Origin of the sequence: Leptospira ilyithenensis, assembly GCF_004771005.1 — a bacterium.
GTDB classification, from domain to species: domain Bacteria; phylum Spirochaetota; class Leptospiria; order Leptospirales; family Leptospiraceae; genus Leptospira_A; species Leptospira_A ilyithenensis.
On sequence record NZ_RQHV01000005.1, the window covers coordinates 23,459 to 35,702 of the forward strand.

Genomic DNA, 12,244 nt, shown 5'->3' on the forward strand with positions numbered 1-12,244 from the left:
AAGATTTTTTTGTACCCAATTGGCTAAAGAAGAGAGGTCCATCCGAAAGGCAGGTTTTTGCCAAAAAGCAAATAACCGATATGGGTGGATTGCAGAACGGATAGCACGATTCCTCAAAATCCTTGCGGCACTTGCTGCTTTTTCAAATTTTGAAAATGGGATCACTGAATTCCCGTCCACTGCAATCAGCGGGCATATTTACTTAGATTGTTCTTATTCCCAAAAGGGTTTGCCGGCAGTTTCATTTTCCACTTCTAACAGAGATATAAAATACTCTGAGTTGGTAACTGATTCGAGATCTCCCTCGCCCAAGATCTTTTTTATCCGGGGAGAAACCAATACAAAACCTGCCTTATGACGTTTGGATCTCTCCACTCCCGAAAATGAAATTTCAAAAACCAGTTTTAAGGAAACGGATAATACCGGTCCGAATTTTTGAACTCGGTTCGCGGTGATAAAATTTTCCAAAAGATCTTCCTCAGCTTCCGTAAGATCGGGAAAAGGGATGGTCGTCATTTTGATCCATTCCTTTTTTTCGTTTTTTCCTAGAAATCCCAAATCCGTATAACACCCGATTGCTGTTGTCGACTTTTTCGCATAACCGAGTGCAAGTTTGCAAATATAAGGTTCTAGTTTTGAGTGAGGTATAAGATTCCGGTTTGTTTCCCATCGTTTGATCAAGTCGAGGGTCTTGGCCGGAAACGAAATGGTTTTTCCGGGTAGAATCATTTTTAGAAACAGGATTCTTTCTTTTTCGGGAAGAATCCGACAGGAGGATACTAAAGATTCTTTTTGGATGATTTCATTTTTTGCAAAAAAGAGAGGGTCGATATATGTTTCCATCCACTCCTTCGGTCTTAGATCCTTTTTTGTTTTCGGTTCTGGAAATAACAGGCTTAAGTTTACGGAACCATTGCCCACTCTTGTTTTGCATTCTTCTACAAGCCAAGTCGGTAACTCCAGTGATTCTGAAATCCAATTTTGAATCTTTGCTATAGGAAATTTGATTTTTTTTTCGCTTAGTAAAATCCGGAACACGACTTGAACCTCTTCCCGGTCTTTGTCCTGCAAATACTGAAACAAAATGTTTTCCAAAGAAACGGGATCTGTTGTTTGAATCAGATCGGAACAAAGTTTAAAAAAATCTTTCATATTCTAAATCTTGCGTTCCATATCCGGAAATGTGCCTGCATCCAGACCGGATTCCTTCAGATAACGGATCCATGTATCTGTAAATCCGTGCATTACGATCACCCGACTAGCGTTTGTACTGCGAACAGAAGAGTTGAGTCCGTTCCAGTCAGCATGGTCCGATAGCTCGAATCCGCTTTTGGAAAAAGGATTTTCCTTGTTCGTTCGAATCCAGCCGGAGGCAAACCATGCATTGTATTTTCCTATTTGTTTTTTCCAAGGACTCAAATGACTACCGGGAGGAATGATCAGCAGAGGTTTGGGATCTTTCGGGTGATAATGGATGATTTCCGAGATCGGTTTGTATTCGGGAAATTTCACACCGCTCATTTCATAAGCTTTCGTTAGGTGATGACCTCCTTCCTCCAGGTAAATATCTCCCGGTTTCTCCTTCAATCCCGAAAGGATTCTCTGTGTTTTTCCAAGAGAATAGGCATATATAATCGATGTTAGATTATTTTTTCGGTTTGTTTCCCAAAATTCCAAGATCTCTTTGAAAATTTCAGAATCTTCTTTCCAATGATAAATCGGCAATGCAAACGTGGATTCGGTGACGAACACATGACAGGGAACAGATTCAAAACCCGGACAAGTTAAGTCAGGCAAAGTTTTGTAATCTCCGCTTATCACCCAGACTTCTCCCTTCACCTCGATTCTAATCTGTGAGGAACCGAGTATATGGCCTGCAGGATGGAAGGAAACAAGAGCATTGCCTATTTGCATTTTCTTTCCGTAATCTGTTCCTTGGTAATTTATATTTTCGCCTAATCTAAGTTTGAGAATATTGACACTGTCTTTATGGCAAAGATAGTTTTTACTTCCTTTGCGGGCGTGATCTGAGTGCCCGTGTGTGATCAAAGCACGGGACACGGAACGCAAGGGATCTATATAAAAATCTCCCGGAGGACAATAGATACCTTCCGGCCTTTGGATTAAAATTTCCATCCCGACAACTCTCGAATTTCATTCCATTGAAATCAAATTTGATTCCAGGTTAGGCTGAAATTTACCTGTTTTGTCTTCTTTGATTACAATGTGCCTATTATACGTACGTTCTGGCTAGGGTTTGGTAGGTTTGTAAATTGAGCATAGCTGCTATTTCATTTATATTTAGGCAGAATGAGAGGTTTCTAAGCATTTTCAGGTTTTTTTGATCCAGTTTGCTTATTTTTTAAAAACTAGGTACCAATCTTGCACTCAAGACATCGAATTATCATGCAAAGGATGAATGGCAATATGAAAAAACATTTCAAAAAAATAGCCCTCCTGCTGCTGGTTATCCCGATGTTCCTTTTTGCAGACGAACCTGCAAAAGCCGCGGATCCAGTTGCAGAAAAATTAGCAGCTATAGATACACTTAAGGTAGGTCTTGACACTTTATGGGTGTTAGTTGCCGGTATGTTGGTGTTCTTTATGAATGCAGGGTTTGCACTTGTGGAATCCGGCTTCTGTCAGTCAAAGAACACAGTTAACATTTTAGCAAAAAACTTTATCGTTTTTGCCGCAGCTACTCTCTCGTTTTGGGCAATCGGCTGGGGATTAATGTTCGGCAACGGAAGTACTCCTTATTTAGCAACGGAAGGACTTTTCTTTTTGAGCGGAGCCGATAACTCTCCTGCGATCGGGGACGCCTACCAAGGTGTTTACACTTCCATGAATTGGACCGGAGTTCCGTTAAATGCAAAATTTTTCTTCCAATTGGTTTTTGCTGCAACTGCTGCAACTATCGTATCGGGAGCTGTTGCAGAAAGAATCAAGTTTCACTCCTTCCTTATCTTCTCTTTTCTTTTAGTAGCTTTTATCTATCCTTTCACAGGTCACTGGGTATGGGGTGGCGGATGGCTTGCTGCTTTGGGATTCCATGACTTTGCGGGATCTACAGTAGTTCATTCTGCAGGCGGTTGGGCTGCTCTTGCGGGTGCTCTTGTTCTAGGTGCCCGTAAAGGTAAATTTCTTCCTGACGGACGCATTAAGCCGATTCTAGGACATAACATGACTTCTGCTGCTTTGGGAACTTTGATTCTATGGCTCGGCTGGTTTGGGTTTAACCCTGGTTCTACGATGGGAGTAGGCGACGGTTCCACGATGTCTCACGTAATAGTAACAACAAATATCTCGGCGGCTATGGGTGCACTCGCGGCAACGGTAACAGCTTGGATTATTTTGAAAAAACCCGATCTTGGTATGATTTTAAATGGAACTTTGGCAGGACTTGTAGGTATCACCGCACCGTGTGCGATTGTTAGTCCGGCTTCCGCAGCAATCATCGGTGCTATTTCAGGTACTCTCGTTGTTGTTTCCGTTCTTGCTTTTGACAAACTCAAAATCGACGACCCGGTCGGTGCAACTTCCGTTCACCTTGTATGCGGTATTTGGGGAACTTTAGCGGTTGCTATTTTCGGTTACGAAGGTTCTCCGGCAGGTGTTGCCGTTCCTTCTATCTTGACTCAAGTGTATGGAATTCTTGCTTTCGGTGGTTTTGTCTTTACAGTGTCGTTCCTATTATGGTATGTATTGAAACTGGCCGGTGGAATCAGAGTGGGTGAAGAAGAAGAAGTATCCGGTCTCGATCTCGGCGAGCATGGAGCAGAAGCGTATCCAGATTTCAGTATCCGAGTACGTGGTTAATTGGTAAGGAGCTAAAAAACTATGAAAATGATCATTGCAATTATCCAGCCGCATAAACTTGAAGAAGTAAAAGCGGAACTAACTAAAAATGAAATCTACCGCCTTACGGTTTCGGATGTTCAAGGTTATGGCCAACAAAAAGGAAAAACGGAAGTTTTTCGTGGTCATGAATACACAGTGAATCTTCTCCGTAAAGTGAGATTGGAAATCGCTGTAAATGACGAGTTCGTAAAACCAACAGTAGACGCTATTTTAAAAGCTGCGAAAAGCGGAGACGGAAAGATCGGAGATGGAAAAATTTTCATCACTCCTCTGGAAGACGTAATCCGAATCCGCACTGGCGAAAAAGGTAAAAACGCGATCTAAGTAAATCGTTCCTTCTCAGGATCAATCGGAAACGCGGGAAGTGGCTTTTTTGTCCTTTCCGCGTTTTTTTTGTACGGCCTACTGACTCGACTTTAGGCTTTACCTGATCTGGCTTTATAACCTTCCTTTATGCGAATATTATCATCAAAGCACTCAGTGTTTGATTTTCGCTAAGAACGAGAGGATTGACTTTTCTATTTTTTCCGGCTGTTCCGGAAGAAGAGAATGTCCTGAGTTTTCAATCTCAGCGATAGTGATCCTCGAGCCGAATTCCTCTTTTAAAAGTTTGGAGGTGTGTTCCGGTGGGGCCACTCTGTCTTGATTTGCTTGGACGACAAGCATGGGAGCATTTCCTCCTCCCCACCAGGATTGGTGAGAAACGGAGTCAGTTGCTTTTCTTTGCAAAAGAGCGGTACGAATGTTCCACCCGACAATCCAGTAATCAGGAACCTCATGTTCGTCGGAAAAAAAGGCATATTTGATTTTACCGACTCTCCAAAAATCCGGCATAAAAACCCATAAACTATGTTTGATGGCATCCCGAACCTTCGGTTCTATTTCTATTTTTCCACCTGCGGCAAGTAATACGACTGAGCTTGTTTTTTCGGGGTAATCTGTTGCAAATACTCTTGCGACCCGATTTCCAAATGCATGTCCGAGCACTGTTACTCTTTCGGTCGGCCTTGTCTCCGTATCGGCGATTGATTTTATATCTTTTGCGAGTTCATGCAGATCTATATTGTCTCCATTCACTCCTGTTGTTTTGCCCGTCCCTCTCGGATCGATACAAATGGTTCTATAACCGGATGCATTGAGCCCAAGCGCTAGTTCGTTAAAGTCGCTGCCGGCTCTTCCCAAGCTGGGAATCATAATGACTGTTTTGCCTTTACCGCTTATATAATAGGAAAGAGTTACTTCTCCTCTAGGGGTTGTCTTCTCTTCTCCGACGGCTTTTCTGGGGGATAGGCTCAAACAATTTGTTTGTAGAGAAATAGTGACAAAGAGTAACAATAAGAAACGAGGGTGGGCTTGCATAATAGATCCTTGATACAATATGGATTAATTAATAGTAAATCAATTTTTTAATCCTTTGAAAACAGGGAACGGTTTTGAAATTTTTACGGGAAAGGGCTTTTTTCCTAAAAAAACTAATTGCATTAGTTAATAAAGCTAATATGGTTAGTTTTATTTCGGAGGCTTGTATGAAGCGACTTGGTTTTATTCTTTTAGGGCTGATTTTTATGCCCGATTTGCTTTTTGCTACAAATCTTTCTTTTCCTGGCAAAGAAGGCGCTATTGCTTATTTCAAAATGGGTTCCGGCTCGAGAAATGTCATACTCGTTCCAGGAATCGGGGATACAAAAGAAAATTATCTGGAGTTGGCACAAATATTGGCAAAGGATGTTACCGTTTACGGAATGGATCTTCGCGGCATGGGCGGTTCGGACACAAGTTTTTCTTCTTACGGACCGGAAGAGACAGGCAAAGATATTGTTCGATTTATTCAGGAAAACCATTTAACTCATGTTACTGTTATTTCGAATTCCATGAGTGCAGCTTCCGCAGTATACTCTGCCGCGGAATTGCCCGAACAAATCGAAGCTATCGTGCTCACCGGACCATTTGTTCGGGATGGAGAAGGAATGGGTTGGTTTATGAAACTTGTCGTTAGCGGAATGTTTCGCGGACCTTGGGGAGCAGGCGCCTGGAAATCCTACTACCAAAGTCTTTATCCTAAAAACAAACCGGCTGATCTGGAAGAACATTCCGAATTTATAAAATCCAATTTGCAAGAAGAAGGGAGACTCTCCGCCCTTAGGTCTATGTTATTTGCTGGAAAAGGGAATTGCGAACAAAGAATAGGTAATGTAAAATCCAAAGTGCTTGTGCTTATGGGAACTGATGATCCGGACTTTGAAAACCCGGAAGAGGAAGCGATATGGATCGCAAAACAGACGAAAGCTGATTACGTTATGTTTGAAAATGCGGGGCACTACCCTTATAAAGAGGATCCTAAGAGAACCGCTGATCTGGTAAAAGAAATTTGGCAAAAAAAATAAAACATAAAACGGGAAGACCAAAAGGAACGGGACGGGTTCTGGATCGGGAATCCGTTCTGGATACGGCTTGGCATTTGGCAAATAGAGACGGGATTGAAAATTTAAGTATTAAACGGATCGCAAACGAATTGGAAATCCGATCTCCTTCCCTTTATAATCATATCAAGGATCTTTTGGACATTACAAGTGAAGTTGCCGCAAGAACTGCAAATCAATTTGCTGAAAATTTGGAAACGATTATGGCGACTACCAAGCCTGAAAAAAATCGGAAAGAGGGGCTTCGGAAATTTATTTTGGAATATAGAAATTTTGCCCATAATCATAAAGGTGTTTATCCTTTGCTTGTATCCGCTCCTTCGGGTAATGAAAATCATAGATTGGCGAGTGATCGTATTCTGAAAGTCTGTTTGACTGCCTTGTCTTTGAAAGTCCTGGATGCAAGGGCAATCCACCAAATTCGTATTTTGCGGGCGGTCTTGCATGGATTTATAAGTTTAGAAAGAGAAAACGGATTTGGGTTGCCTGAGTCTGTGGAAGAAAGTTTTCAGATATTGATGAAAGGTCTTGTGGAAGGGAAATTATTGCGATTTTATTAGGTGTTAGGTATAATTTTCTATCCCCGCCCCTTCTTCTGTGCCAATGGCTGTCGCTTAACATAAAAACGATTCTTTTCCCAATCGGATTCCGGTTTTGGAAAAAATTATTTTTAAAAGTTCGTGTTTTTGACCTAGAGGTTTTCGCGGATTAAAATTTTAGATCCGAAAATTTATCTAGAAATCTATTCCAAAGCATATAGAATCGTTTCGAGATGAAGGAAGAAAATTTACTTCGGGGACGTTGGCTTCCGGCCCTGACTGTAATGATGGGAACGGCCGCAATGGTAATGTCTTCTACCATTCTGAATGTTGCCATTCCCCATATCATGAAAGCATTTCAAATGGGTCACGAAGAAGTGCAATGGATTTCCACCGGATTTCTTGCGGCAATGACAATCGCAATGCTTTCCACTTCCTGGATGGTTCTTCGTTTCGGTCAAAAACAAACACATATCATCGCCTTCGGTTTTTCTTTTCCGTTTTGTTGTTGTTAGATGGTTTGTCTCAAGGAAGGAGCCGGGGTTGGCTGTCTTTTTCTATTCTCCTTCGTTTGGGTTTCTCATTTATTTTCACATCTCTCTTTTTACTAAGAGAATCCGAAACTATTTATCCTATTTTGGATTTGGGTATTTTTAAAAATAAAAGATTTGTTTCCGCCTGCATTGTTTCATTTTTCTACGGAGCGGGTCTTTACGGTTCTGTTTATCTGGTTCCTCTGTTCGTTCAGTTGGTAGTCGGATTTACCGCAACGCAAGCAGGAATGCTTTTGATTCCGGGAGGGTTTGCTCTCGGTGTAATTATGCTGATTGCGGGAAGGCTTACCGATATGTATCAGTCTTATAAAATAATAATTGTAGGTTTGTCTTTATTTGCGATTTCCTTTTTCGGGCTTTATTTTTTGAAAGACAGCTCTTATTTTTTAATGATAGGAGTTTTGGTTACTGCGAGTCGGGCGGCCCTCGGCTTCGTCATTCCTGCATTGAATGCTGGCGCCATACAAGTATTATCGAGAGATTACATCGCCAAAGGTTCGGGAACCGTCAATTTCGTTCGAACCCTGGGCTCTTCTTTCGGAGTGAATGTTTTCGCTTCTCTTTTGGATTGGAGGGAAGAATTGAGAGGCGGGGCCAATTTGGATGCCTTTCAGGATGTCTTTTTGATTGTTGCACTTGTATTTACTTTATCGATCATTCCTTGTTTTTTTATGAAGCAGAAGGAGGAGACATATGTATAAGAAAATTTTAATGGCTTATGACGGAACGATTTCAGGGAAAAAAGCTTTGTTGGAATCCGCGGCACTCGGGTCTGCCTTTCATTCGGAAATCAAATTGCTCGCCGTAATTTCCATCCCGTCCGGATTGTATTTAGTCGAGTCTTATGTTCCCGAAATCATTGTAAATAAAGAAGAAGGCGAGGCAAAATTGATTTTGGAAAAAGGAATCTTTTTCCTGAAAGAAAAAGGATTCCAAGCGATCGGAGAACTGGCATATGGCGAACCGGTCGAGCAGATTGCCAAGGTTGCTTCGGATTGGAAGGCAGATCTGGTGGTTTTAGGACATACCAAACGCAAAGGCTTCGGCGCGAGGTGGTGGAAGGGGTCCGTCAGTACATCCCTATTGGATCTACTTTCCTGTAGTGTGTTGATTACGATTTCCGAAGACTGAGCATTTTCTTTCCGTTTCTTACTTTTCCTCTGCGCTATTTCCTAAAACACTGACTTTAGTTATGGCTCAAATTACACTTACATTGCCCGACGGATCGAAAAAAGAACTCGAATCCGGTAAATCCCTATCCGACTTTATCCAGTCTCAGCTTCCTTTTCTCAAAGAAAAGGCCTTAGCTGCTGTGACGGGTGACGGTCGTACGGTGGATTTGAGCTTTGAGCCCAAAGAAGATACTCATATTCAATTTTTAACATTCGATGACAAGGAAGGGAAAGATGTTTTTCATCATTCCTCCGCCCACTTGCTCGGAATGGCCACACAAAGATTATGGCCTCACGCCCGTTTGACGGTAGGTCCTGTGATTGAAAGCGGTCCTGGTTTTTTCTTTTACGATATCGATTTCGGAGATACCATTTTGTCTCCGGAGGATTTACCAAAAATCGAAGCGGAGATGGCGGACATCGTAAAAGAAGATCTCACTGTAAAAAGATGGGAGCTTTCGCGTGCGGAAGCGATTGAAAAGTTCAAAAAGGAAAATGAACCTTATAAAGTGGAACTCATACAAGGATTCGAATCCGACTCAGTCTCGTTATACGGACAAGGCGAATGGTATGATCTTTGTCGGGGACCTCATGTCCCGCGCACCGGCCTACTCAAAGCGTTCAAGCTGACTGCTATTTCCGGTGCTTACTGGAAAGGGGATTCGAAAAACAAACAGCTCACTCGTATTTACGGAGTTTCCTTTCCCAACAAAAAGCTGTTAGACGAATATCTTTTTCTCATTGAAGAGGCAAAAAAAAGAGATCATAGAAAATTAGGGAAGGAACTTGATTTATTCAGTTTCCAGGATGAAGCACCCGGTTTTCCTTTTTGGCATCCGAAAGGAACTCTTCTGTGGAATACTCTGGCGGATTACATCAGACAGGAATGTTTCAGGAGAGGGTATCATGAAATCAAAACACCGACGATTTTGAATTCTTCTCTTTGGAAAAGATCAGGTCACTGGGACAACTTCAAAGAAAATATGTATTTCACGGATATTGACGAAGCCGACTTTGCAGTGAAACCTATGAACTGTCCCGGTTGTTGTTTGATTTACAAATATCATATGCATTCCTATAGGGAATTGCCTTTGCGTTATATGGAACTGGGCACAGTGCACCGGCATGAGATGTCCGGAGTTTTGCACGGGCTTTTCAGAGTAAGAGCTTTCACACAAGATGATGCGCATATTTATGCACCACTTGAGAAAGTGGAATCGGAAGTTGAAGATATCATTGATTTCACATTCGACGTGTACAAAAAGTTCGGATTCACTGAGTTCAAAACTTTTATCGCAACAAGACCTGAAAAATCTCAAGGAAGCGATGAAGACTGGGATCTCGCTACACGCGCATTACACGATGCCTTGAAAAAGAAAGGGATCGAATACGGAATCAAAGAAGGAGACGGTGCTTTTTACGGACCGAAGATAGAGTTCAATATTAAGGATTCATTGGGAAGACTCTGGCAGTGCGGAACGGTTCAGATTGATTTTTCCATGCCCAATCGTTTTGAGTTGGACTTCACTTCTTCCGACGGAAAAAAACATGCACCGGTTATGATTCATAGAGCGATTTACGGGTCTTTGGAAAGATTTATCGGAATTTTGATCGAACATTTTGAAGGCAAGTTCCCTCTTTGGTTGAATCCTACTCAGATTCGGGTAGTGACTGTTGCCGAAGCACATAACGACTATGCTACGACTGTTTATAATGATCTGCATTCTCAAGGCTATAGAGTGGAATTGGACATTCGTAATGAAAAGATCGGTTCTAAAATCAGAGACTCCATTTTGAAACGTGCAAGTTTTACAGTGATTTTGGGAGATAAGGAAAAAGAATCCGATTCCGTTTCCATTCGCCGTTTGGGAGAAGAGAAAACGGAAACGATTTCCAGAGACGGATTTTTTGCTTTATTAAAAGGAGAGTTATAAATTTATTTATAACTTTTTTATCAAATTAAAATAAAATGATGTAGGCAATCTGCCTACATCATCTCTTCGCACTTACTCCTCAAACGAGGGATGAAATACTCACGAAATTTCTTGACAAGCTCGATTTTTTGCTACTAATGGATGGACGATGTTTGGATTTTTCCTTTCGTTCCTTTATTATCTATCACTTGTTTTAGTTTTCGGGCTTTCCTGGGATCTTGCCTTGTCCGGCCCGGCAAAGTTTTTATTTTTCTGGAATCTATTTTTCTCATTTTTGTTTATCTGTTTTATTTTTGCCCTGTTTATGGGGATATTAACGATTTTGATACGGCTTCCTTTTTTGGGGACTATCGTTTCGCCTTTCTCTGAGTTAGTTGGTAGGTTCGGGTTTCGAATTTTGTTTTCCCGGGCCAGTTTGTTTTGGGTGTTGAGTCTTGCAGGTATTTTATCCGGCAGTTATATATTAGCATATACGGAAAATATAAACCCGCCTATTTCCAACCAAACCGGGCTGTTTATACTTTTGGGAGGAGTTTTCTTCCGAAGATTGCATAGAAAAAATTTAAAAATGAATTCGAAGTTCTTTGTTCGTAAAGAAACGCAAACCGATTCGGATCGAAATGAAAGGGAAGTTGCTTCGGATCAAAGTCCGATTTTAAAAGATAGTCCTAAGATGTATTGGTTTAAGCAGGAGATCCATCCTCCCCATAAAGAGGAAATTTCCATTGATGCGATCGCAGTCAGGAATATCGATTGGACTGAAGGTTTGATTTTGGGGTGGCGTTTGACACCTGTTAATTTTCCTTCCGTAGGACCGGATATAATAATGAGTTGCCCCGGAGTGGTGGTCACCGGAAACAAAAACGATTCTACCAGGACATTGCACAGTCTTGTTTCTTTTGCGTTTTATGACAAGGAAGGCAGACTTTTATGCGGGCATACTCAGGAAGGTGAAACGGGGCCGGGAGATTGTATTGCACTTTCCTGTTTATGGGCAAGGTATCCGTTCGATGTGGGTTTGATTTCTTCTTTGCAGGTTAATTTGATTTTTGGATACGAACGTGCCGGAAGACTGAAACAAATACAATCGTTAGGTGGTGACGAAAATGATAAAGTTCCACTGGAAACTTTTTCTGAGCTCAAAATCAGTTTTTTGGACGGTGTGATTTGGACCTATCTTCGTAAATCAACTACAGTGTCCGTCGATTCCACTTCGATCTCCGGTTTGGAAAAATATCGTTTTGGTAAAATTTGCCCCGTTGCCTTAGAGCTGAAATTTTCCACTTTCGCGAACAATACAATCATTAGGTGGTCCATGTATTTGGAGAAAAATCCTAATGCACCTGTCTATTATTTGGCATTTTATGCGCTTTATGACCGGGATGGAAAATTGAGGCATTCCGGAAATATGGACGGAGTGATTGAAAAAGACGGTAGTTTCGCAATGGAACCTTGGTTTGACATTCCTGCAAATCTGCTTCAGGGTGAAATTTCCTATTATGAGGTCTCTTATTACGAATCCGAAAAACCGGTTCTCTGATGCATTTCGGAGACCATTTCTTCCAGAATGAAATTTCCTAAAATAGGGCAATAAACCGAACTTTTATTTAAAATTTTCCGTTTTTCCGGGAACGCATTTGCATTTTTTCCGAACAAATGGTAGTTGGAACTCATTGGGTGGGGTTATCCACCCATCCCGTTACCCATAAGTAAGTAACTTCCACATGATTGCCGCAGATTGTAATTTGTAAAGTCCCCTAGCCA

12 protein-coding genes are annotated in these 12,244 nt (G+C 41.6%); 9 read left to right on the plus strand and 3 right to left on the minus strand.

From position 1 onward, the window contains the following. Window positions 1–213: 213 nt before the first annotated feature. Window positions 214–1,152 (minus strand): hypothetical protein, encoded by a 939-nt coding sequence (locus EHS11_RS01795; RefSeq protein ID WP_135762712.1) that lies wholly within the window; start codon window positions 1,150–1,152, stop codon window positions 214–216. 3 nt (window positions 1,153–1,155) lie between these two features. Next, window positions 1,156–2,136, minus strand: a complete 981-nt coding sequence (locus EHS11_RS01800) for a ligase-associated DNA damage response exonuclease (RefSeq protein ID WP_135762713.1) — start codon at window positions 2,134–2,136, stop codon at window positions 1,156–1,158. A gap of 291 nt (window positions 2,137–2,427) precedes the next feature. On the opposite strand from EHS11_RS01800, the gene EHS11_RS01805 reads away from it, so the two are divergent. Together EHS11_RS01805 and EHS11_RS01810 are read left to right on the plus strand one after the other, a co-directional pair. After that, window positions 2,428–3,819 carry an ammonium transporter gene (locus tag EHS11_RS01805; protein WP_135762714.1) on the plus strand — a complete coding sequence of 464 codons (1,392 nt, stop codon included), beginning with the start codon at window positions 2,428–2,430 and terminating at the stop codon, window positions 3,817–3,819. Window positions 3,820–3,840: 21 nt separating this feature from the next. Further along, window positions 3,841–4,185, plus strand: a complete 345-nt coding sequence (locus EHS11_RS01810; protein WP_100727428.1) for a P-II family nitrogen regulator — start codon at window positions 3,841–3,843, stop codon at window positions 4,183–4,185. A 153-nt stretch (window positions 4,186–4,338) separates the two neighbouring features. On the opposite strand, the gene EHS11_RS01815 is transcribed toward EHS11_RS01810, so the two are convergent. After that, window positions 4,339–5,220 (minus strand): alpha/beta fold hydrolase, encoded by an 882-nt coding sequence (locus tag EHS11_RS01815; protein WP_135762715.1) that lies wholly within the window; start codon window positions 5,218–5,220, stop codon window positions 4,339–4,341. Between the two features lie 167 nt (window positions 5,221–5,387). On the opposite strand from EHS11_RS01815, the gene EHS11_RS01820 reads away from it, so the two are divergent. The 7 genes from EHS11_RS01820 to EHS11_RS01845 all read left to right on the plus strand — a co-directional run bounded on the left by EHS11_RS01820 (window position 5,388) and on the right by EHS11_RS01845 (window position 12,020). Then, window positions 5,388–6,245 (plus strand): alpha/beta fold hydrolase, encoded by an 858-nt coding sequence (locus EHS11_RS01820; protein ID WP_135762716.1) that lies wholly within the window; start codon window positions 5,388–5,390, stop codon window positions 6,243–6,245. Continuing rightward, window positions 6,230–6,841 carry a TetR/AcrR family transcriptional regulator gene (locus EHS11_RS01825; protein ID WP_135762717.1) on the plus strand — a complete coding sequence of 204 codons (612 nt, stop codon included), beginning with the start codon at window positions 6,230–6,232 and terminating at the stop codon, window positions 6,839–6,841. Before EHS11_RS01820 ends, EHS11_RS01825 begins: the two co-directional genes overlap by 16 nt. Before the next feature lie 212 nt (window positions 6,842–7,053). Next, a complete protein-coding gene (locus tag EHS11_RS19720) occupies window positions 7,054–7,335 on the plus strand; it encodes a multidrug efflux MFS transporter (RefSeq protein WP_167884311.1) in 282 nt (93 codons plus the stop codon). 5 nt (window positions 7,336–7,340) lie between these two features. Then, window positions 7,341–8,075, plus strand: a complete 735-nt coding sequence (locus EHS11_RS01830; protein ID WP_210413608.1) for an MFS transporter — start codon at window positions 7,341–7,343, stop codon at window positions 8,073–8,075. Continuing rightward, window positions 8,068–8,505 (plus strand): universal stress protein, encoded by a 438-nt coding sequence (locus tag EHS11_RS01835; protein WP_135762719.1) that lies wholly within the window; start codon window positions 8,068–8,070, stop codon window positions 8,503–8,505. Before EHS11_RS01830 ends, EHS11_RS01835 begins: the two co-directional genes overlap by 8 nt. Before the next feature lie 61 nt (window positions 8,506–8,566). Beyond that, window positions 8,567–10,480, plus strand: a complete 1,914-nt coding sequence (thrS, locus tag EHS11_RS01840) for a threonine--tRNA ligase (RefSeq protein ID WP_135762720.1) — start codon at window positions 8,567–8,569, stop codon at window positions 10,478–10,480. Between the two features lie 148 nt (window positions 10,481–10,628). Beyond that, a complete protein-coding gene (locus EHS11_RS01845) occupies window positions 10,629–12,020 on the plus strand; it encodes a hypothetical protein (protein ID WP_135762721.1) in 1,392 nt (463 codons plus the stop codon). The last annotated feature ends 224 nt before the right edge of the window (window positions 12,021–12,244 follow it).

Bases quoted from the DNA above. Each gene is read 5' to 3' on its own strand.
- EHS11_RS01800 (WP_135762713.1), bottom strand. From the start codon at position 2,136: ATGGAAATTTTAATCCAAAGGCCGGAAGGTATCTATTGTCCTCCGGGA.
- thrS (WP_135762720.1), top strand. From the start codon at position 8,567: ATGGCTCAAATTACACTTACATTGCCCGACGGATCGAAAAAAGAACTC.
- EHS11_RS01810 (WP_100727428.1), top strand. From the start codon at position 3,841: ATGAAAATGATCATTGCAATTATCCAGCCGCATAAACTTGAAGAAGTA.
- EHS11_RS01835 (WP_135762719.1), top strand. From the start codon at position 8,068: ATGTATAAGAAAATTTTAATGGCTTATGACGGAACGATTTCAGGGAAA.
- EHS11_RS19720 (WP_167884311.1), top strand. From the start codon at position 7,054: ATGAAGGAAGAAAATTTACTTCGGGGACGTTGGCTTCCGGCCCTGACT.
- EHS11_RS01845 (WP_135762721.1), top strand. From the start codon at position 10,629: ATGTTTGGATTTTTCCTTTCGTTCCTTTATTATCTATCACTTGTTTTA.
- EHS11_RS01820 (WP_135762716.1), top strand. From the start codon at position 5,388: ATGAAGCGACTTGGTTTTATTCTTTTAGGGCTGATTTTTATGCCCGAT.
- EHS11_RS01805 (WP_135762714.1), top strand. From the start codon at position 2,428: ATGAAAAAACATTTCAAAAAAATAGCCCTCCTGCTGCTGGTTATCCCG.
- EHS11_RS01795 (WP_135762712.1), bottom strand. From the start codon at position 1,152: ATGAAAGATTTTTTTAAACTTTGTTCCGATCTGATTCAAACAACAGAT.
- EHS11_RS01815 (WP_135762715.1), bottom strand. From the start codon at position 5,220: ATGCAAGCCCACCCTCGTTTCTTATTGTTACTCTTTGTCACTATTTCT.